This is a genomic window from Micromonospora sp. NPDC048835, assembly GCF_040649995.1.
GTDB lineage: Bacteria > Actinomycetota > Actinomycetes > Mycobacteriales > Micromonosporaceae > Micromonospora.
Genome location: NZ_JBEZGM010000029.1, coordinates 1 through 19612, shown reverse-complemented (window position 1 = coordinate 19612; position 19612 = coordinate 1). Strand labels below are relative to the sequence as shown.

At 72.2% G+C, this 19612-nt stretch carries 17 protein-coding genes; 7 read left to right on the top strand and 10 right to left on the bottom strand.

All coding sequences use genetic code 11. The annotated features are described in order from the left end of the window. The first annotated feature begins 1 nt into the window (after position 1). The 5 genes from AB0C15_RS26950 (at position 2) to AB0C15_RS26930 (ending at position 5015) form a co-directional block, all read left to right on the top strand. Entirely contained in the window at positions 2-1729 is a 1728-nt protein-coding gene (locus tag AB0C15_RS26950) for an alkaline phosphatase D family protein (RefSeq protein ID WP_357356458.1), read from the top strand. 10 nt (positions 1730-1739) lie between these two features. Further along, complete coding sequence (locus tag AB0C15_RS26945) at positions 1740-2180, top strand: MarR family transcriptional regulator (protein ID WP_357356456.1); 441 nt, start codon at positions 1740-1742, stop codon at positions 2178-2180. A 146-nt stretch (positions 2181-2326) separates the two neighbouring features. Further along, positions 2327-3946: an MDR family MFS transporter gene (locus AB0C15_RS26940; protein ID WP_357356454.1), complete on the top strand. Its 1620-nt coding sequence runs from the start codon at positions 2327-2329 to the stop codon at positions 3944-3946. Between the two features lie 9 nt (positions 3947-3955). Continuing rightward, positions 3956-4450, top strand: coding sequence for a universal stress protein (locus tag AB0C15_RS26935; RefSeq protein ID WP_357356452.1), 495 nt, complete (start codon positions 3956-3958; stop codon positions 4448-4450). 43 nt (positions 4451-4493) lie between these two features. Further along, positions 4494-5015: a DinB family protein gene (locus tag AB0C15_RS26930; RefSeq protein WP_357356449.1), complete on the top strand. Its 522-nt coding sequence runs from the start codon at positions 4494-4496 to the stop codon at positions 5013-5015. Positions 5016-5022: 7 nt separating this feature from the next. Here AB0C15_RS26930 and AB0C15_RS26925 read toward each other — a convergent pair whose 3' ends face one another. The 3 genes from AB0C15_RS26925 to AB0C15_RS26915 form a co-directional block, all read right to left on the bottom strand. After that, on the bottom strand, positions 5023-5643 hold the full coding sequence (locus AB0C15_RS26925) for an HAD-IA family hydrolase (protein WP_357356447.1): 621 nt from the start codon (positions 5641-5643) through the stop codon (positions 5023-5025). After that, on the bottom strand, positions 5643-9257 hold the full coding sequence (gene smc, locus AB0C15_RS26920; protein ID WP_357356445.1) for a chromosome segregation protein SMC: 3615 nt from the start codon (positions 9255-9257) through the stop codon (positions 5643-5645). The genes AB0C15_RS26925 and smc overlap by 1 nt, the downstream gene beginning before the upstream one ends. Positions 9258-9608: 351 nt before the next feature. Beyond that, on the bottom strand, positions 9609-9803 hold the full coding sequence (locus AB0C15_RS26915) for a hypothetical protein (protein WP_030487463.1): 195 nt from the start codon (positions 9801-9803) through the stop codon (positions 9609-9611). Between the two features lie 373 nt (positions 9804-10176). Between AB0C15_RS26915 and AB0C15_RS26910 the strand changes: the two genes are divergently transcribed. Both AB0C15_RS26910 and AB0C15_RS26905 read left to right on the top strand, forming a co-directional pair. Continuing rightward, entirely contained in the window at positions 10177-11439 is a 1263-nt protein-coding gene (locus AB0C15_RS26910; RefSeq protein WP_357356443.1) for a CAP domain-containing protein, read from the top strand. A 117-nt stretch (positions 11440-11556) separates the two neighbouring features. Next, on the top strand, positions 11557-12399 hold the full coding sequence (locus AB0C15_RS26905) for an endo alpha-1,4 polygalactosaminidase (RefSeq protein WP_357356442.1): 843 nt from the start codon (positions 11557-11559) through the stop codon (positions 12397-12399). Positions 12400-12677: 278 nt separating this feature from the next. On the opposite strand, the gene AB0C15_RS26900 is transcribed toward AB0C15_RS26905, so the two are convergent. From AB0C15_RS26900 to AB0C15_RS26870, 7 genes are all read right to left on the bottom strand, one after another. Continuing rightward, positions 12678-14897 (bottom strand): MMPL family transporter, encoded by a 2220-nt coding sequence (locus AB0C15_RS26900; protein WP_357356440.1) that lies wholly within the window; start codon positions 14895-14897, stop codon positions 12678-12680. Positions 14898-15118: 221 nt separating this feature from the next. Continuing rightward, positions 15119-15976 (bottom strand): bifunctional DNA-formamidopyrimidine glycosylase/DNA-(apurinic or apyrimidinic site) lyase, encoded by an 858-nt coding sequence (gene mutM, locus AB0C15_RS26895; RefSeq protein ID WP_357356438.1) that lies wholly within the window; start codon positions 15974-15976, stop codon positions 15119-15121. Then, positions 15969-16889, bottom strand: a complete 921-nt coding sequence (rnc, locus tag AB0C15_RS26890; protein ID WP_357356436.1) for a ribonuclease III — start codon at positions 16887-16889, stop codon at positions 15969-15971. Before rnc ends, mutM begins: the two co-directional genes overlap by 8 nt. Beyond that, positions 16886-17848, bottom strand: a complete 963-nt coding sequence (locus AB0C15_RS26885) for a phosphate acyltransferase PlsX (protein WP_357356545.1) — start codon at positions 17846-17848, stop codon at positions 16886-16888. The genes rnc and AB0C15_RS26885 overlap by 4 nt, the downstream gene beginning before the upstream one ends. A 135-nt stretch (positions 17849-17983) precedes the next feature. Beyond that, the gene (rpmF, locus tag AB0C15_RS26880) at positions 17984-18157 is read right to left on the bottom strand and encodes a 50S ribosomal protein L32 (protein ID WP_030335284.1); all 174 of its coding nucleotides are present in this window, start codon (positions 18155-18157) and stop codon (positions 17984-17986) included. Positions 18158-18162: 5 nt separating this feature from the next. Further along, positions 18163-18726, bottom strand: a complete 564-nt coding sequence (locus AB0C15_RS26875) for a YceD family protein (protein WP_357356434.1) — start codon at positions 18724-18726, stop codon at positions 18163-18165. Positions 18727-18835: 109 nt separating this feature from the next. After that, entirely contained in the window at positions 18836-19333 is a 498-nt protein-coding gene (locus AB0C15_RS26870) for a hypothetical protein (protein WP_196921503.1), read from the bottom strand. Positions 19334-19612: the final 279 nt, after the last annotated feature.

The window sequence follows — 19612 nt, the reverse complement described above, 5'->3', positions numbered from 1 at the left end:
CATGTCCGCCGCACACCTCCTCATCGGCCCACTCCTGCGACGAGTGGTGGACACCCGGGCCACGATCTGGGTGGAGACCGCCGGGCCCGCCGTGGTCACCGTCCGCACCGCCGGCGGCGCCACCGGCAGCGCGCCCACCTTCTCGGCGTACGACCACCACTACGCCCTCGTGGTGGTGGAGGGGCTCACTCCGGACAGCGAGACCACCTACGAGGTGCTCGTCGGCGACGAGTTGGTCTGGCCGGTGCCGAGCAGCGGGTTCCCGCCGAGCGTGATCCGCACCCGGGCCGCCGACGACAAGGACCAGCCGGTCAATCTGATCTTCGGTTCGTGCCGGGAGACGACCCAGCACGCCACCACCCGCAAGCTGCCCCCGGACGCGCTTGACGCGTACGCCCGACGGTTGATGGCGGACCCGGAGTCGAACCCGCTGCCCGACCTGCTGGTGCTGCTCGGTGATCAGGTCTACGCCGATGTCACCTCGCCCACGGTGCGCCGGCTGCTGCGTCGACGGCGGCGGCGGCCGAAGGGCGCGCCGGCCGACCAGGTGGTCAGCTTCGACGAGTACACGAAGCTCTACCTGGAGTCCTGGCGTGATCCGGAGATCCGCTGGCTGCTCTCCACCGTGCCGAGTGTGATGATCTTCGACGATCACGAGATCATCGACGACTGGAACACCTCGGCGGCCTGGCGTGCCGAGGTGCGCGAGCAGCCGTGGTGGCAGGAGCGGATCGGCAGCGGGCTCGCCTCGTACTGGGTCTACCAGCACCTGGGCAACCTCTCCCCGGACGAGATCCTCGCCGATCCGGTCTTCGCGAAGGTCGCCGCCGCCGAGGACGCCACGAGTGTGCTGCGCGAGTTCGGCCACCGGGTCGACCAGGAGTCCGACCTGGCGCACGACACCGAGCGCTGGCGCGCCGTGCAGTACCAGTGGAGTTACGCCCTGGATCTGGGCCGGACCCGGCTGGTCATGCTGGACAACCGGTGCAGCCGGGTGCTCGAGCCCAGCAGCCGGGCGATGCTGCCGCCCGGCGAGTGGTCCTGGTTCCTCGACCAGGCGCACGGGGTCTACGACCACCTGGTGGTGGGCGCCTCGCTGCCCTGGCTGCTGCCGCAGGGCATCCACCACATCGAGGCGTGGAACGAGAAGCTCGCGGACTCGCGCCGACCGTGGGTGGCGCGCGGGGCGGAGAAGCTGCGCCGCGCCCTGGACCTGGAGCACTGGGCGGCGTTCCGGCGCTCGTTCGAGGCCCTCGCGGAGACGTTCGCCCGGATCGGCACCGGCACGCCGCGGCAGTCCGGTGCCCGGATCGGGGCCGGCCCGGCGTACGCCCCACCGGCGTCGATAAGCGTGCTCTCCGGTGACGTGCACCACTCGTACGTGGCGCGGGCCCGCTTCGCCGACCCGGCGGTGGTCACTCCGGTGCACCAGCTCACCTGTTCACCGATCCACAACCAGGTGCCGGCGGGCATCCGCCCGCTGATGAAGATGGGCTGGTCGGCCGGTCCGGCCGGCGCCACCCGGGCACTTGCCCGTTCGGCGGGCGTCCGGCGACCGGGGGTGCGCTGGCGCAAGCTGGCCGGCCCGTACTTCGGTAACGCGGTGGCCACCCTGACCCATCACGGGCGCGGGGCCGACGTGGTCATCGAGGGCACCACGAAGGACGGGCACCTACGCCCGGTGATGCGGCGTCGACTCTCCGGCGGCAACGAGCCGGCCGCGCCGTAGTCTCTACGCCGTGGACGAGCACCTGCCGGAGCCGATCCGGGCGGTCGAGCACGAGTTGACCGCTCTGCTGCGTCGTGGCCGGGCGGTCTCCTGGGAGATCGCCCGGGAGGTGCACCCGAATCTGGAGCCGAACACCTACGGGTTGCTGCTCTGGTTGCGGCGCAGCGGGTCGATCCGGTTGACCGAGTTGGCGGCGCGGCTGGGCGTGGGCAAGGGGACGCTGAGCCGGCAGATCAACGCGTTGGAGGTCCTCGGCCTGGTCCACCGCGACCCCGATCCGAGTGACCGGCGGGCCGCCCAGATCAGCCTCACCGAGGAGGGGCAGCGTCGGTTCGACGTTGCCCGTTCGGCGCGAACGGGCGAGTTCCTGCGTGCCCTGGACGGTTGGCCGGAGCGGGACATCGAGGAGTTCGCCCGGCTGCTCGGCCGGTTCAACGACTCCTGGCAGTAGCGCCCGGCGGCGGGGAATAGCGGGCCGGTCCGACAAGTTGTTGCTTCAGGCAACCAGGCATACGGTTGCTTCAGGCAACTCTCAGGCGGCCCGTGCGTACCAGCCCGCCGCCGTTCCACCTCGACTCCATTCGGAGGCAAGACACGATGAGCCAGGCCACAGTCCCCACCCGGGCGGCCGCCGTCGACATGACCCACCGGCAGATCCTGGAAGCACTCTCCGGCCTGCTGCTGGGCCTGTTCGTCGCGATCCTCTCGTCCACGGTCATCTCGAACGCGCTGCCGCGGATCATCACCGAACTGCACGGCGGCCAGTCCGCGTACACCTGGGTGGTGACCTCGGCCCTGCTCGCGACCACCGCGACCACCCCCATCTGGGGCAAAATGGCCGATCTGACCAACAAGAAGACACTCGTCCAGCTCGCGCTGGGGATCTACGTGCTGGGCTCGGTGCTTGCCGGCCTCGCCCAGGGCACCGGTGAGCTGATCGCCTGCCGGGTGCTCCAGGGCGTCGGCGCGGGCGGCCTCACCGCACTGGCCCAGGTGATCATGGCCACGATGATCGCGCCGCGCGAGCGGGGCCGCTACAGCGGCTACCTCGGCGCGGTGATGGCCGTCGGCACCATCGGCGGCCCGCTGATCGGCGGCGTGATCGTGGACACCTCCTGGCTCGGCTGGCGCTGGTGCTTCTACGTCGGCGTTCCGTTCGCCATCATCGCGCTGATCGTGCTCCAGAAGACCCTGCACCTGCCCGTGGTCAAGCGGAAGGCGCAGATCGACTGGTGGGGTGCCACGCTGATCACCGCGGCCGTCTCGCTGCTGCTGATCTGGGTCTCGCTCGCCGGCGACCAGTTCGCCTGGGCGTCCTGGCAGACCGCCGCGATGGTCGTCGGTGCCGTGCTCCTCGGTGCGCTGGCAATCCGGGTCGAGACCCGGGCCGCCGAGCCGGTGATCCCGCCGCGGCTGTTCCGCAGCCGCACGATCACCCTCGCCGTGGTTGCCAGCGTCGCGGTTGGTGTGGCTCTGTTCGGCGCGTCGATCTTCCTCGGTCAGTACTTCCAGATCAGCCGTGGCCAGAGCCCGACCATGTCCGGCCTGATGACCCTGCCGATGATCCTCGGCCTGCTGCTCGCCTCCACGGTGATCGGGCGGGTCATCTCGAAGACCGGCCGGTGGAAGCGGTACCTGGTGATCGGCACAGCGCTGCTCACCATCGGCTTCGCCCTGATGGGCACGCTCCGCGCGGACACCAGCTTCACCCTGCTCAGCGTGTACATGGCGCTGATCGGCCTCGGCCTGGGCATGACCATGCAGAACCTGGTCCTCGCCGTGCAGAACACCGTCAGCGTCCACGAGCTCGGCGCGGCCAGCTCGGTGGTCGCGTTCTTCCGCAGCCTCGGAGGCGCGATCGGCGTCTCCGCCCTCGGCGCGGTGCTGGCCCACAAGGTCAAGGACTACACCGCCGACGGGCTGGCGCAGCTCGGCATCCCCGCCTCCAGCTCCGGCAGCGGCGGCACCCTGCCCGACGTGCACACCCTGCCCGGCCCGCTGCGGGCTGTCGTCGAGAGCGCGTACGGCCACGGTGCCGGTGACATCTTCCTGGTGGCCGCCCCGTTCGCGTTGATCGCCTTCATCGCGGTGCTCTGCATCAAGGAGGTGCCGCTGCGTCAGCACAACGACAGCCCGGTTTCCGCCGAGGTCGGGCGGGAATCGACAGTCGCCGCCGGCGCTGGCGCACCCGTGATCCGTACCGGCGAGCAGAGGTGAGGTAGAGCCATGGGCGTGGGAGCACCGGACCGCGAGGAGTACGGCCCCCGAACCCGACCGCTGCCCTTCGAGCGCGGCACGGACGGGCCCCGGGTGATCATGGCGGGTGTCGACGGCACCCGCACCTCCGAGCGGGCCGGTGCCTACGCCGCCGGCCTGGCCCGTCGCCAGGGCGCAGCCCTGGTGGTGGTCTTCGTCAGCTCGCCGAGCGGGCTGACCTCCCTGGTGCCCGGCATGGACGCCGGCGCGGTCCAGCGCACCCACGACGAGCTGGCCGACGAGCTGCGCCGGGAGTGCCGGCGCGGGGCCGAGCAGTGGGGCATCCCGGTGACCCTGCTGGTGCGGCGCGGCGACGCGTACGGCGAGCTGCGCGCGGCGGCCGACGAGTTCCAGGCCGACATGCTCGTGGTCGGCGCGTCCGAGCAGGCCGGGCACCGCCTGGTCGGCTCGGTCGCCACCCGGCTGGTCCGCGCCGGCCGCTGGCCCGTCGTCGTGGTGCCCTGATAACCCGTCGCGAAGTGTCCGGGGTGCCCGGCAGGATGCGCGCATGACCTGGACCGCACCGGAGATCACCCGGACCCCCGAACCGTACGTCGGCGACGAGCGCACCATGCTCGACGGCTGGCTCGACTACCACCGACAGACACTGCTGCTCAAGTGTTCCGGCCTGACCGAGGAGCAGTTGCGCACCCCGAGCGTGGAGCCCTCCGGGCTGACGCTGCTCGGCCTGGTCCGGCACCTCGCCGAGGTCGAGGCCTGGTGGTTCCGGGAGAACTTCGCCGGCGAGCATGTCGACTACCCGTACTTCACCCCGGAGAACCCGGACGCCGACCACGACGTGAGCGCGGCCGACGCGCCGGCCGACTTCGCCATCTTCCACCGCGAGGTGGCGTTGGCCCGGGAGGCCGCCGCCGGCCACTCGCTCGACGAGACGTTCACCGAGGTCAGCGCGAAGAAGCGCACCTTCAACCTGCGCTGGGTGTACGTGCACATGATCGAGGAGTACGCCCGGCACAACGGCCACGCGGACCTGATCCGGGAACGCATCGACGGCGTCACCGGCGAGTGACAGGCGGTCAGTGGTCCAGGGCCGCCCGCAGGTAGCGCAGGTCGGCGTGGCCGCCCCAGCGGTGCGCCGACAGCTTGGCTGCGCGGGCACCCCGCACGGCCCAGTCCTCGTCGTCGACGAAGAGGACCCGGGCCGGTGGGGTGGCCAGGGCCACGCAGGCGGCCTGGAAGTACTCGGGGGCCGGCTTGTGCACACCCACGACCGACGAGTTGACGACCGCGTCCAGCTCGCCGACCAGGCCGAGCGCTTCCAGGTCGGAGTCGAGCAGGTCGGTGGCGTTGGTGGCCAGGCCGACGGTGACCCCGGCGGCGCGCACCTCACGGACGAAGGCGAGCACCTCGGTGTCCACCTCACCCCGGTAGCGCTGCCACTGCTCCACCGCGGCACGGGCCCGGTCCGGGCCGCCGGCCGGCTCGGCGAGGGCGTCCGCCACACTGCTCATCCAGTCGGCGTGGCTGAGCTGGCCGGTGAGGACCGGCTGAAGCCGACCCCACTGCATGGCGATCTCGGTGAGCACCCCGTCGGCGAGGCCGTACTCCCGCTCCACCCCGGCGGCGACCGCCGGGTCGAACCGGCGCAGCACGCCATCCAGATCCAGCAGGAGCGCCGTCGCGCGTTCCCGAGCCACTACCCGTTCTCCTCGCCGCGGCCGTGCCGCCTGTCGTCCTCGTCGGCCCGGTTGAGCCGTTGGCTGATCACCTGGGTGACCCCGCTGCGCATGGTCACGCCGTAGAGCGCGTCGGCGATCTCCATCGTCCGCTTCTGGTGGGTGATGACGATCAGCTGACTCTTCTCCCGCAACTGTGCCATCAACGTGATCAACCGGCCCAGGTTCACGTCGTCCAGGGCCGCCTCCACCTCGTCCATGATGTAGAACGGGCTGGGCCGGGCGCGGAAGATCGCCACCAGCATGGCCACCGCGGTCAGCGACCGCTCGCCACCGGAGAGCAGCGACAACCGTTTGATCTTCTTACCCGGCGGGCGGGCCTCCACCTCGACGCCGGTGGTGAGCAGGTCGTCCGGTTCGGTGAGGATCAACCGCCCCTCGCCGCCGGGGAAGAGCACGGTGAACACCTGCTCGAACTCGCGGGCGGTGTCCTCGAAGGCACTGGCGAAGACCTCGAGGATCCGCTCGTCCACGTCCTTGACGACGGTGAGCAGGTCCCGACGCGTGGCCTTCAGGTCCTCCAACTGCTCGGAGAGGAACTTGAAACGCTCCTCAAGCGCGGCGAACTCCTCCAGCGCGAGCGGGTTGACCTTGCCGAGCAGGGCGAGTTCGCGTTCCGCCTTGGCGGCCCGCTTCTCCTGCACCGGCCGCTCGTAGCGCACCGGCTCGGGCACCGGCAGACCGTCGCGTTCGGCCGCCGCCACGTCGACAGCGGTCGGCGGAACCGGCTGGGTGGGGCCGTACTCGGCGACGAGCGTCTCCACGTCCAGCCCGAAGTCCTCGGCGGCCTTCGCCTCCAACTGCTCGATGCGCAGCCGCTGCTCCGCGCGGGCCACCTCGTCGCGGTGCACCTGGCTGGTCAGCCGTTCCAGCTCCGAGCCGAGACGCTTGGCCGCCCCGCGTACCTCCTGAAGCTCCGCCTCCCTCGCGGCGCGCTCCAGGGCGACCGCGTCGCGGTGCTCCTCGGCGGTCGCGATCGAGGTGGTCAGCCGGGTCAACGCCTCCCGGGCGCCACCGGCGACGGACCTCGCGATGCCCGCGCCCCGGGCGCGGGCGGCCCGCCGGGCCGCCGCGCGCTCCCGGGCGGCCCGCTCCGCGGTGGCCTGCCGGGCGAGCGAGTCGGCCCGGCCGGCGATCGAGGAGACCCGCTCCTCGGCGGTACGCACGGCGAGCCGGACCTCCATCTCGTTCTGCCGGGCCTGCGGCACCATGGCCGCCAGTTGATCGCGCTCCTCGGTGGTGGGCTCGGCGTCGACCGGGGTCTCCTCGGCCAGCCGCAGCCTCTCCTCCAACTCGGCGAGGGCGGTGAGGTCCCGCTGCCGGGCCGCCTCGGCGCGGGAGCGGGAGTCGCCGAGCCGGTCGGTCTCGGCCTTCGCCGACCGGGCCGCCGCGCCCAGCTCGGCCAGGCGACGAGCGGCGGCGTTGCGGTGGCTCTCCGCCTCGCGCTTCTCGGCCGCGGCGTGTTGCACGGCCTCCTTGGCGGTGGCCACCTCGGCGCGCGCCTCGACCAACTGGTCACGAAGCTCCAGGCCGGCGCGTTCGGCGGTGAGCCGGTTGGCCCGGGCCTCCTCGACGGCGGCCTGCACCTCGATGTAGCTGGGGGCCTTGGCCGACCCGCCGGCCGCCGCGTACGCCCCGACCACGTCACCGTCCGGGGTGACCGCCCGCAGTTCGGGGTTGCTGGCGACCAGCTCGGCGGCGGCGGCGAGATCGTCGACGAGCGCCACGTCCCGCAGGGCCCGGTGCACCGCCGGTCGCAGCTCGGCGCTGCACTCCACCAGGTCGGGTGCCCACCGGGCGTCGTCGGGCAGTTTCGGGCGTAGCGCGTCGGCGGAACCGGTCATGCCCGGGCCCGCCGGGCTGCCGACCAGCAGCCCGGCCCGGCCGGCGTCGGAGATCTTCAGCAGTCGCATCGCCTCGACGGCCTCGTCCACCCCGCTGACGGCGACCGCGTCGGCGAGGCCGCCGAGCGCGGCGGCAAGCGCGGCCTCGTGGCCCGGTGCGACGGTGAGCAGCCCGGCGAGGCTGCCGAGCAGGCCGGGCACGTCCCCGGCGCGGGCGAGCAGCGCCCCGGCGCCGTCCTTGCGCCGCAGCCCCAGGGCGAGCGCCTCCTCCCGGGCCTTCCAGGTGGCGGCGTCCTTCTCCGCCGCCCGCTCGGCGTCGTTGAGCGACCGGACGTTCGCCTGCGCCCGCTCCTGCACGGCGACCGCCTCGGCATGCCGGGCGTCCAGGTCCGCGTTGTCCCGGTCGGCCTCGGTGGACTCGGCGGCCACCGCGTCCAGATCGGCCTGGGCCTGCTCGGCGCGGCCCAGCGCGTCGGCGTGCGCGATCGCGAGGCGCTCGATCTCCTCGCTGGCGCTCGTGGTCCGGGCCCGGGCCGAGTTGACCTGGCCGGTCAGCCGGGCCATCCCCTCCCGCCGGTCGGCGATGGCCTTGGCCGCGGCGACCAGCTCGCGCTCAGCCGCGGCGAGCTGCCGTTCCAGCTCCTGACGGTGCTCGACCGCCTCGGCAAGCCGGATCTGGTCGTCGGTGAGCGCCGCGCGCAGGTCCTCCTCCTGCTCGCGGACGCGTTCCGCCTCGGCCTCCAGTTGGTCCGGGTCGCGGCCGGGCCGTTCGTCGTCGCCGGTGGCACTGAGGTGTCGCAGCCGTTCCCGGGCCAACTGCTCGATGGAGCGGAAGCGTTCCTGCAGGGCGGAGAGCTTGTACCAGGTGTCCTGGGCGGCGGCGAGCAGCGGCGCGTCCTCCGCGAGGGCGGCCTCCAACTCACCGAGCCGGCCCTGCACCTCGGCGTGCTCACCCTCGATCTGCTCGCGCCGCTCGCGCAGCGCGGTCTCGTCGGCGATCTCCCGGTCCAGGGTGGTCCGCAGGGTCGCCAGGTCGTCGGCGAGCAGGCGCAACCGGGCGTCGCGCAGGTTGGCCTGGATGGCGGCGGCACGCCGGGCGACCTCGGCCTGCCGGCCCAGCGGCTTGAGCTGACGGCGCAGTTCGGCGGTGAGGTCGGTCAAGCGGTTCAGGTTGGTCTGCATCGCGTCGAGCTTGCGTAGGGCCTTTTCCTTGCGCTTGCGGTGCTTGAGGACGCCGGCCGCCTCCTCGATGAACGCGCGACGGTCCTCCGGCTTGGCGTGCAGCATGCCGTCGAGTCGGCCCTGCCCGACGATGATGTGCATCTCCCGGCCGATGCCGGAGTCCGACAGCAGCTCCTGGATGTCGAGCAACCGGCAGGAGTTGCCGTTGATCTCGTACTCGCTCTCACCCGAGCGGAACATCCGGCGGGTGATGGAGACCTCGGTGTACTCGATCGGCAGCGCGCCGTCGGTGTTGTCGATGGTGAGGGTGACCTCGGCGCGGCCCAGGGGCGCCCGGCCGGCGGTGCCGGCGAAGATGACGTCCTCCATCTTGCCGCCACGCAGCGCCTTGGCGCCCTGCTCGCCAAGGACCCAGGCGATGGCGTCGACGACGTTGGACTTGCCCGAGCCGTTCGGGCCCACCACACAGGTGATCCCGGGCTCCAGCTTCAACGTCGTGGCGGAGGCGAAGGACTTGAAGCCCTTCACGGTCAGGCTCTTGAGATACACCTACTCGATCCTCGTCCGGTGGCCGCCGAACCGTCGCCGGCTGTGGGGACCTGGGTGAACTCGCAGACTAACCCGGCGGTGGAAGCGGGCCGGCACGCGACCCGCCCCGGCGTCGCGTCGACCGGGGGCGCGCCGTTGTTCCGTCAGCCACGAGAAAGACAAGCGCCTTTCATGATCGGCTTATCCGCCGACACGCTTTTCGCTAACTGCGAGGCGCGCTTCCCGGGCGACCCACCGCAAGATCATAAATCGTCGGGGACGAAAAGGTGCCGGACAGTGTTGCGCGCCGGCACAGAAGGTGTCGGCGCGCATTTTTGCGGTGGTGCGATTCAGTTTTGTGCGACGTGAAGATCAGGTCAGCGCCGGCTCGGCCAGACGAAGCAGATCGTCCGCCTCCGCCGCAGCCGCCGCGAGCCGATCATTGTCGGCACGCAGACGCGTGATCTCGAACTCCAGCGCCTGAACCCTGGAACGCAGTCGGGTGACCTCGTCGAGCAGACGCCGGTCGGGCGCTGCACCTACGTGGCCGTAGAGGGCCTTCGCCATGCTGACTCCTTGATATGCGCTGCCGGAAAGGCCGGCCAAACGCGCGCCCATTTGTACGCGGCTGTCATTCCAGGCTGTATCTGGGCATGACCGGGCGCGACTGGCGACACCTATATATTGAGCCGCAAACCCCTCCTTCGTCAAGTTCTCGCAGGCCGTAGATCATCTCCACGTCGACCTGTCCACTTGTCGGGGGGGCTGCCGCAAGGCACGGACACTCTCTGTCCGGACACCTTTACTGTACGCCCGGATACGCGGAAGTCCGCACCCTGGCGTCCGACTTCCCCTTAACTCTTTCTTAGCCACGTTGCCGCAGGTCGTAGGCGCGCCGTAGCGTCAGCCCGGCCCGCAACCAACCCCTGGAGGCATAGGCGTGTACGGCTGGACCGATCCGATGGACCCGAACGGCGCCCCCCGGCGCGCCGGGGGACCGACCGACGAGCCGGCCTGGCTGCACGACCGCCCGGAGCCCCGCTCGGCCTACCTGTTCGGCGACGAACCCGGCCAGCCGCAGGACGAGTGGCACCGCGAGCAGCCCACCGGCGGCCCCCGGTCGGAGCCGGCAGCCCCCGCCGGGCCGACCGACGCGCACACCGCCGCCTGGCCGGCCCAGACGCCGGAGAGCGGGGCCGACGGCTGGGACGACGGCCGCACGCCGCAGGGCACCACCGACGGCTGGCGCACCGAGACGCCCGACGGCTGGCGCACCGAGACGCCCGACGGCTGGCGCACCGAGACGCCCGACGGCTGGCGCACCGAGACGCCCGACGGCTGGCGCACTGAGACGCCCGGCGGTTGGCACACCGACACAGACCCGGAGACCACCGACGGTTGGCGCGGCGCGACCGAACCCGGGCGGCCCGGCGAGGGACGGCACCGCTCTCCCCGACGGTGGCGCCGGCCGCTGATGATCGGCGGCGCCGCCGCGGCGGCCACCCTCGTGGTGAGCTTCGGCGTCGGCGCGCTCACGCTGCCCGGGGGTGACGACGGGGCCGCCCAGCCGACGGCCGTCGACGACACCTTCGCCAGCTCGGCCGCGCCGACCGAGGAACCGACGCTGGACACCCTCGTCGCGCCCTCCCCGTCCACCATCCCCAGCCCGGCGTCTCCGAGCCCGTCGCCGAGCAAGGTCGTCAAGCCCACGCCGGCGGCGTCGCGCAGCACCGCCGCCTCGCGGCGCAGCGTCCCCCGCAGCAGCGCGCCGAGCAGCACCGGGGGCAGCTCCACCGGCTCCGGCGGTTCCAGCGGTTCCGTCAGCGCACAGGCACGCGAGGTGGTGGACCTGGTCAACGCCGAACGGGCGAAGGCTGGCTGCAAGGCGCTGAGCATCAACACCAAGCTGATGACGGCCGCCCAGCGGCACAGCCAGGACCAGGCCGACAACAAGAACATGTCGCACACCGGCAGCGACGGCAGCAACGCCGGCACCCGCCTGGACCGGGTCGGCTACACCTGGCGCACGTACGGCGAGAACGTGGCCTGGAACCAGCAGACCCCGGCCGCGGTGATGGACGCCTGGATGAACAGCTCCGGCCACAAGGCGAACATCCTGAACTGCGCGTTCACCGAGATCGGCGTCGGCATCGCCAACAGCAACGGACCGTACTGGACGCAGGTCTTCGCGGCGCCCCGCTGACCGCGCGTCGTTCCCGCCCCCGCGCTCGTTTGACCCGGTGAGGTACGTCGGGCCGGAGCGTGGGGGCCGCGTACCGGCACGGGCGGCGACGGGTCGCCCTGGACCCGGGAGCTGCCGATGCGGATCCGGCCGCGGCGATGCCTCGCCGTACGCCCGCTGTGTCGCGTCCTGTCCGCCGGCGTCGCGCTCCTGCTGGTGGCACCGGCGTACGGGTGCCGACCCGCGCTCACCCCACCCGGCGCGCCCACCGCGTGGCCGGCGGCCCAGGCTCGACACTGGCAGTGGCAGTGGCAGCTCAGCGGCCCGCTCGACGCCGCGGTGGACGCCGACGTCTTCCTGCTCGACCCGGTGGCCACCACCGCCGCGCAGACCGCCGAGCTGCGCTCCCGGGACCGACGGTTGGTCTGCCAGGTGCACGTCGGCTCGGTCCGCTCCACGGACCCGGACGCCAGCCGGTTTCCGGAGATCGTCCGGGGCGCGCCCGGGCGCCTCCCCGACAGCCGGTGGCTCGACGTCCGGAGTTGGGACGCGCTCCGGCCGGTGCTCGCCGACCGGTTCCGGCTCTGCCGGGGCAAGGGCTTCGGCGCGGTGGCGCTCTTCGACGCCGACGGGTACGCGGCCCGCAGCGGCTTTCCACTCGACTTCGACGACCAACTGCTGTTCAACCGTCGGTTGGCCGAGCTGGCCCGCTCGCTGAGCCTCTCCCCCGGGCTGGTCAACGACGTGCCGCAGCTCGCCGCGCTGGCACCGGACTTCGACTTCGCGGTCAACGAGGAGTGCGTCCGCCTGGGCCAGTGCGCCAAGCTGCTGCCGTTCAGCGACGCCGGCAAGCCGGTCTTCCACGTCGAGTACACCGGCTCGACCGACGACTTCTGCGTCACCACCGTCGGCTACGGCTTCGCGTCGATCCGGAAAGACCGCACCCTGGACGCGTCAAGAGAAGCCTGCCCACTCCCCTGACGACCCACCCCGACCCGCCCTGCCCTCGCTCCTACCCCCGCCCCTCGCCCCTCGCCCCTCGCCCCTCGCCCCCGCGATCTTGCGTTTCCTGTCCTCGATTTGCCGGTTTCATTCCGATTCGTCGCGACAGAAAGTGCAAGATCGGCGGGGCGGGGGCGGGGCGGGGGCGGGGGCGGGGCGGGGCGGGGGTTCAGGGCGGGGGCAGGGGCGCGGGTTGGTCCTTGTCGCTCCGCTGCGCGATGCGGCCCTAATCGGGAGGAAGTAGGTCTACTTCCGGGTTAGGGCACTGGGACCAGGTTGGGGGTGGGGGCCGGCGGATCGGTGGGGGCGGGGGCCGGGCGGGGGCGCAGGAAGCGCGGGGTCCACCAGTTGGCGTCGCCCAGCATGGTCATCAACGCCGGCAGCACCACTCCCCGGATGATCGTGGCGTCCAGGAGGATCGCCGCCGCCAGGCCGATGCCGAGCTGCTTCATGTCGATCGTGCTCAGCGTGGCGAAGATCGAGAAGACGCCGACCATCACGATCGCCGCGCTGGTCACCACCCCGGCCGACGAGGTGATCCCGTACGACACTGCGTCGCGGTTGGCCATGCCGGACCGGACGCCCTCGCGGATCCGACTGACCACGAAGACGTGGTAGTCCATCGACAGGCCGAACAGCACCACGAACAGGAACAGCGGCAGCCAGGACACGATGGCGCCCATCGACGTGAAGCCGAGCAGCCCCTGCGCCCACTCGCCCTGGAAGATCAACACCAGCAGGCCGTACGCGGCACCGGCGGAGAGCAGGTTAAGCGCGATCGAGCTTGCCGCGATCACCACCGACCGGAAGGTGAACGCCATGACCAGGAAGGTCAGCACCAGCACGAAGCCCATGACCAGTGGCAACTTGTCCCGCACGTGCTGTGCGTAGTCCTCGCTGTCGGCCACGCCCCCGCCCACCGCGTACTCGATGCCGGGGATGTCGCGCAGCTCGGCCGGGACCAGGTCCCCACGCAGCTTCTCCAACGACTGGACCGACCGGTCGTCCCGACTGGCGTACGGGGTGGGCACGTCAAGTACCGAGACCCGCCGGTCGGCCGACACCTCGATCTTCGGACCGTCCGCCTCGGCCGGGGCGAACAGCGGATCGCCGGACGCCCGGGTGGAGAGGTCGGTGAGGGCGGCGCGTACCCGGTCGGCCTGGTCGGCGGGCGCCCGGACGGCCACCACGTGATTGGTGCCCGCGCTCGGGAAGGCGGCGGTGAGCCGGTCGTACGCCTGCATCGCCGGTGTCGTGCGGGGCAGGTCCTCCATGCCGGGGAACTTGAGCTTCATCCCGAGCGCCGGCGCGGCAAGTGCGAGCAGCAGCCCGACCGAGATGACGAGCGTCACCACCGGCGCGCGCAGCGCCGGCCGGAGCACCGCCGGCCACAGCCGGGGTGCGCGGGGCTGGCCGTGCCGACCGGTACGCGGTGCGGTCAGTCGCCAGAGCAACGGCACCCGGGGCCGGTCCACCCAGCGGCCGAGCCGGGCCAGCAGGGCGGGCAGGACAGTCAGCGAGCCGATCACCGCGACGGCCACCACGAGGATCGAGCCGATGGCGAGGGACGAGAAGACCACGTCGCCGGCGAGCAGCAGCCCGGCCATCGAGATGATCACCGCGAAGCCGGAGACCACCACGGCGTGCCCGGAGGTCTCCGCGGCGATCTCCACCGCGTCCAGACCGGACCGGCCCTTGGCGCGTTCCTCCCGCTCCCGGCGGATGTAGAACAGCGAGTAGTCGACGCCGACCGCCATGCCGATCAGCAGGATCACCGGCGCCGTGGTGTCGGTCGCCGGCACCAGGTGCGAGGCGAGGGTGGACAGACCCATCGCGGCGGCAACCGAGGAGAGTGCCAGCAGCACCGGCACGCTCGCCGCGATCAGCGCGCCGAACGCGATGATCAGGATCGCCAGGGTGACCGGCAGGCTGAGCAGTTCGGCGCGCTTGAAGTCCTTGCCGAGCGTGTCGTCGAGGGCCTGACCGATCGACGGCCCGCCGACCTGCTCGACGCGCAGCTCGGGATGCGCGGCCTGCACGGCGGCGGTGGCGTCCCGCAGCGGCTGCACCCGCTCCGAGGCGGTCTCCGGGTCGCCCGACATGGTGATCGGCAGCAGCAGCGCCGAGCCGTCCCGCGCGGGCATCGGCTGACCCACCCCGGCCACCCCGGCGACCGTACGCAACCGGGCTGCCGCGTCGTCGGCCGCCACCTTCGCCGCCGTCTGGTTCAGCGCGCCAGCCCGGGAGGTGATGAGGACGTTGTCCACGGCCGGGTCGTCGAAGTCGCCGGCGCTGACGATCAGGCTGGCCCGCCCCGCCTCGCCGATCGCCTGGTCGCCGCTGGTGGCCTCGTTGAGTCCGGCGGCGTTGCCGCCGACGAAGCACACCGCGACGAACACCGCCCACAGTGCGATCGCACGCCACGGGTGCTCGGCGCTCCACCGCGCCAGCCGCACCGTCACCGGTCTTCTGCCCATCTCGGGTCCCCCTGTCACGTCAACCCCCTGTCAACGGTGCTGACGCTAGGTGCGTGACGAGGCGCTCACATCGGGGATCGACCCGTGCCCACCCTGGAACCAGCAGACCCGCAAGGAGGGTGCCTTCGTCGGGGGTCGGCCGCGTTCCGGGCGTACACCGGGGGTTCCGCCCGGACCGGCAGGCCGCGACCCGCCGGCGTCGCCCCCGAGCCGGCTCCGGGTCATCCCCGAAGGGAACCCCGGGGCCGCGGCTGACAGTGCGGGCAGCTGTACGAGGACCGGTTCATGAACGCCTCCCGGCGGATCGCCGCGCCGCACCGGCGGCACGGCTCGCCCTCGCGGCCGTAGGCGTTGAGCGCCCGGTCGAAGTAGCCGCTCTCGCCGTTGACGTTCACGTAGAGGGCGTCGAAGCTGGTGCCGCCCTCGCTGATCGCCTCGGCCAGCACGTCGCGGACGTGGCCGAGCAGGCGCTGCGCGGCCGGGCCGGTCAGCGCGTCGGTGGGTCGTCCGCCGTGCAGCTTGGCGCGCCAGAGCGCCTCGTCGGCGTAGATGTTGCCCACCCCGGAGATCAGGGTCTGGTCGAGCAGTGCCCGCTTCACCTCGGTGTGCCGGCGACGCAGCGCCGCGACGAACGCCGCGTCGGAGAACTCCGGGTCCATCGGGTCGCGGGCGATGTGCGCGATCTCGTCGGGCAGCTCGGCGCCGCCCTCGCTCACCGCCAGCCCGCCGAACGTGCGCTGGTCGACGAAGCGCAGCTCCGGACCGTCGTCACTGAACCGGAAGCGGACCCGAAGGTGGGTCTCGTCAGTCGTGCCGATCGGCTGGAGCAGCATTTGACCCGACATGCCGAGGTGCCCGACGATCGCGTCACCGCTGTCCAGTGGCAGCCACAGGTACTTGCCGCGGCGGCGGGCGTCCAGCACCGTCCGGCCGGCCAGCACGTCGGCGAAGTGCACGTCGCCTGGGACATGCCGACGGACCGCTCGCGGGTGGCGGACCTCGACCGAGGCGATCCGCCGGCCGACGACCCACTGGGCCAACCCCTGCCGGACGGTCTCCACCTCGGGCAGCTCAGGCACGCCGCCGCCCCGTCTCGTGACCGTCGGCACCCCCGGCCGGCAACGCCTGCGCCAGGTGGTCGGCCTGCTCGGCCTCGGCCGCCCGCTCGGCGCGCTCCAGCGGCCCGAACGGCTCGTCCGGGTCGGCCGCGTCCCGGTCGACCGGCTGCTCCTGGCTGTTCTGGCTGGCCCCGCCGGTCTGGCCGTCGTCGCCGTTTCGACCGTCCTGCTCGGCGAGCGTCCGCCAGGCGGCCTCGGCGGCCCGCTGCTCAGCCTCCTTCTTGCTGCGCCCCTCGGCGCCGCCGTACCGGTTGCCGGCCACCACCACCCAGGCGGTGAACGTCTTGAGGTGGTCCGGGCCGGTGCCCTCGATGCGGTACTCCGGCACGCCGAGCCCGAGCGCCGCCGTCAACTCCTGGAGGCTGGTCTTCCAGTCCAGGGCGGCCCCGCGACCGGCCGACTCGGCCATCAGCGGGTCGAAGAGCCGGTGGATGACGATCCCCGTGGTGTCCAGGCCGTACTGGAGGTAGATCGCGCCGAGCAGCGCCTCCAGCGTGTCGGCGAGGATGCTCGCCTTGTCCCGGCCGCCGGTGGTCTCCTCACCCTTACCGAGCAGCAGGTACGCGCCGAGCCCGTCCGGGCCCAGACCGCGGGCCACGTCGGCGAGCGCCCGCATGTTGACCACGCTGGCCCGCAACTTGGCCAACTGCCCCTCGGGCAGGTCCGGGTGGTTGTGGAAGAGCGCAGTGGTGATCACCACGCCGAGCACCGAGTCGCCGAGGAACTCCAGCCGTTCGTTCGTGGGCAGCCCGCCGTTCTCGTACGCGTACGAGCGGTGGGTCAACGCGCGCTGGAGCAGTTCGGGCTCCAGGCTCACTCCGAAGGCGGCTTCCAGATGGCCGACGGACACCCGCCGCCGCTTGTCGTTGCTCATGTGCGTACCTCGGTGTCGGTGGAGCGATCGGTGCGATCGGTCGCGGCGCCGCGGTCGAGCAACGCGGTGACCAGATCGGTGGCGCGCCGCCGCCACAGGTGAGCGGCGAGAGCTATGCCGGAGGCGACGTCGTCGGCGCGGGCGGACCCGTGACAGACGACCACCGTCCCCGCGACGCCCAACAGGGCGGCCGCGCGGGGTGCGCCGCCCTGGGCAGGTGGGCCGCCGGCCATCGCGTACGCGCCCTCAATGGCCTTGAGCAGCACGTTACCGGTGAAGCCGTCGGTGACGACCACATCGGCGCGCGCGCCGAGGGCCACGTCGTACCCCTCGACCAGACCGACGTAGCGTGCCCCGCCGGGCAGCGGTTCGACGGCGAGCAGTGGGTCGGTGGCGCGGCGGACCCGGTCGCCCTTGCCGGCCTCGGTGCCGACCGAGAGCAGCCCGACCCGCGGCGCGGCGATCGAGTGGGCCACCGCCGCGTACGCGGCACCGAGCACGGCGTGCCGGGCGAGGGTGGCCGGGCGGGGTTCCAGGGAGCCGCCGACGTCGAGCAACACCACCGGCCCGGCGACGGCGGGCAGGGTGGCGGCCAGGGCGGGTTGGCGGATCTCCGGTGAACGGCCGAGGCCGAGCACGGCGGCGGTGACGGTGGCACCGGTGGCACCGGCGGAGACCAGGGCGTCGGCCGTGCCGTCCCGGACGGCGGTGACCGCGGCCCGGACGGTGCTCTCGGCGCGGGCGGCGCTGGGATGGTCGGCCATGCCGACGACATCGCGGACCGGCCGCACCGTGATCCGGGAACGCTGCGCCGGATCGAGGGCGGCAATCAACCCGTCGGCGACCTCGGTCGGACCGACGAGCAGCAGATGCAGGTCAGGGTCGGCGCGCATGGCCCGCAGAGCGCCGTCAACCACGACGGCGGGAGCGTCGTCCCCGCCGAGGAGGTCAACGGCGATCCGCGCGGTGCCCGGCTCCGCTGGAACGCCGGCCGGAGTGGGCCGGCCGGCGTCGGAGGGAGCCGGGGCACCGGGCGAATGCCAGGATGCGCGTGCCGCCCGACCCGAGGTCGGGGGCGTCACTCGGCGTCCAGGTCAGACCTCGAGAACCTGGCGGCCGTTGTAGGTGCCGCAGACGGAGCAGGCGGCGTGCGGCAGCTTCGGGGACTTGCACTGCGGGCACGCAACGGTCGCGACCACGGTCGCCTTCCAGTTCGCCCGGCGGGACCGGGTGTTGCTGCGCGACATCTTGCGCTTCGGGACGGCCACGGTTCTTACTCCTCTGTAACGGTCAGTTGCGACAGGCCCGCCCAACGCGGGTCGATCTGCTGGTGACTGTGGTCGGCCGGCAGATCGTCCCAGTGCGCCCCGCATTCGGGACACAGTCCTGGGCAGTCCTCCCGGCAGAGCGGGTTGGTCGGCAGCGTGAGCACCAACGCGTCCCGCAGCGCCGGCTCCAGGTCGATCAGATCGCCCTGCATCCGGCCCACCTCGTCCTCGTCGGTCGTGGCGTCCGTGGTGCTGTCCTCGTACGCGTACAGCTCCTGGATCGTCACGCCCATCGAGTCGTTGATCTCGCGCAGGCAGCGGCCGCACTCGCCCCGGACGGGACCGGTGATGGTCCCGGTGACGAGCACGCCCTCAGACACCGACTGCAACCTCAGATCGAGGTCGAGGTCTGCGCCCTCCGGCACGCCGATCATCTCCACACCGAGGTCCGCCGGTGCCGACACGACCCGCTGGACCTCACGCAACGCGCCAGGACGACGCGGCAGTTCCCTCGTGTCGAGGACCAGCGGCGACCTGGGGTTGAGTGTCGATGGCGAGTGCTTGGGCATAGTTAGACTCCGGCCGGTGAGAGGCCGACAAAAAAGGTTACCTGGGCGACCGCCGGACCGTCGAACCGGGGGCGACGCCCGCCTGAGAAGTCGGCTGGTGAGGTGCCGCTCAGAAGGGTAGCGGGCGTTCGGCCTCATCCCCAGCGAAGGTGCCGATCTCCCGCAGTGCGTGCATCTTGTCCCGGCCGCGCTCTATCGAGGCCAGCGCCCGGGTGAGGAACTGCTCGAAGTTGGCGAGCGCGGTGTCGACATAGTCGTCGACCTCCTCACGAAGGCGCTGCGCCTCGGCCCGGGCCTCGCCGATGATCCGGGCGCCCTCGTGCTCGGCCGACACGGTGATCTCGTTCACCGAGACCAGGCGGGCGTGTTCTGCCTCACCCTCGCTGATGATCCGGTCCGCCTCGCGCTTGCCGGCGTCCATGATCTTGTCGCGCTCCTCCAGGAGCGCGGCGGCGCGCCGCAGGTCCGCGGGCAGATCGGCGCGCATCTCATCGAGGGCGGCGATCATCTCGCCCCGGTCGACCATGCAGTTGTTGCGCGACATCGGGACGGAGCGGGCCTGCTCCAGGATGGCGATCAGTTCGTCGATGCGATCGAGCGGGTCCACCGGCTACCTCACTCCTGTCGTTCGTCGGCCGACCTCCATGATGCGGGCTACGGCCGTTCCCCGCGCCACCAATCATGTCGTGCCCGCCCCACCGCCGCCCCACTCGCCCCAACCCGGCGAGTCGCGACATAGTCACCCCCCGCGCCCCGAGCCGCGCCCGAGCCCCGCGCTGCGCCTCCCACCTCGCCGATCTGTGAGTGAGGTTGTCAAGGGGTGCGGTGGTGGGTGGTGATGGTGCGGTAGAGCTGTCGGGCGATGTAGCGCTTGAGGCAGCGGGTG

Coding starts and splice junctions, on each gene's coding strand:
- AB0C15_RS26915 (WP_030487463.1), bottom strand. CDS start 9,803: ATGGCGAAGGCCCTCTACGGCCACGTAGGTGCAGCGCCCGACCGGCGT.
- AB0C15_RS26940 (WP_357356454.1), top strand. CDS start 2,327: ATGAGCCAGGCCACAGTCCCCACCCGGGCGGCCGCCGTCGACATGACC.
- AB0C15_RS26935 (WP_357356452.1), top strand. CDS start 3,956: ATGGGCGTGGGAGCACCGGACCGCGAGGAGTACGGCCCCCGAACCCGA.
- AB0C15_RS26950 (WP_357356458.1), top strand. CDS start 2: ATGTCCGCCGCACACCTCCTCATCGGCCCACTCCTGCGACGAGTGGTG.
- AB0C15_RS26875 (WP_357356434.1), bottom strand. CDS start 18,726: ATGCCCAAGCACTCGCCATCGACACTCAACCCCAGGTCGCCGCTGGTC.
- AB0C15_RS26900 (WP_357356440.1), bottom strand. CDS start 14,897: ATGGGCAGAAGACCGGTGACGGTGCGGCTGGCGCGGTGGAGCGCCGAG.
- AB0C15_RS26930 (WP_357356449.1), top strand. CDS start 4,494: ATGACCTGGACCGCACCGGAGATCACCCGGACCCCCGAACCGTACGTC.
- AB0C15_RS26905 (WP_357356442.1), top strand. CDS start 11,557: ATGCGGATCCGGCCGCGGCGATGCCTCGCCGTACGCCCGCTGTGTCGC.
- rnc (WP_357356436.1), bottom strand. CDS start 16,889: ATGAGCAACGACAAGCGGCGGCGGGTGTCCGTCGGCCATCTGGAAGCC.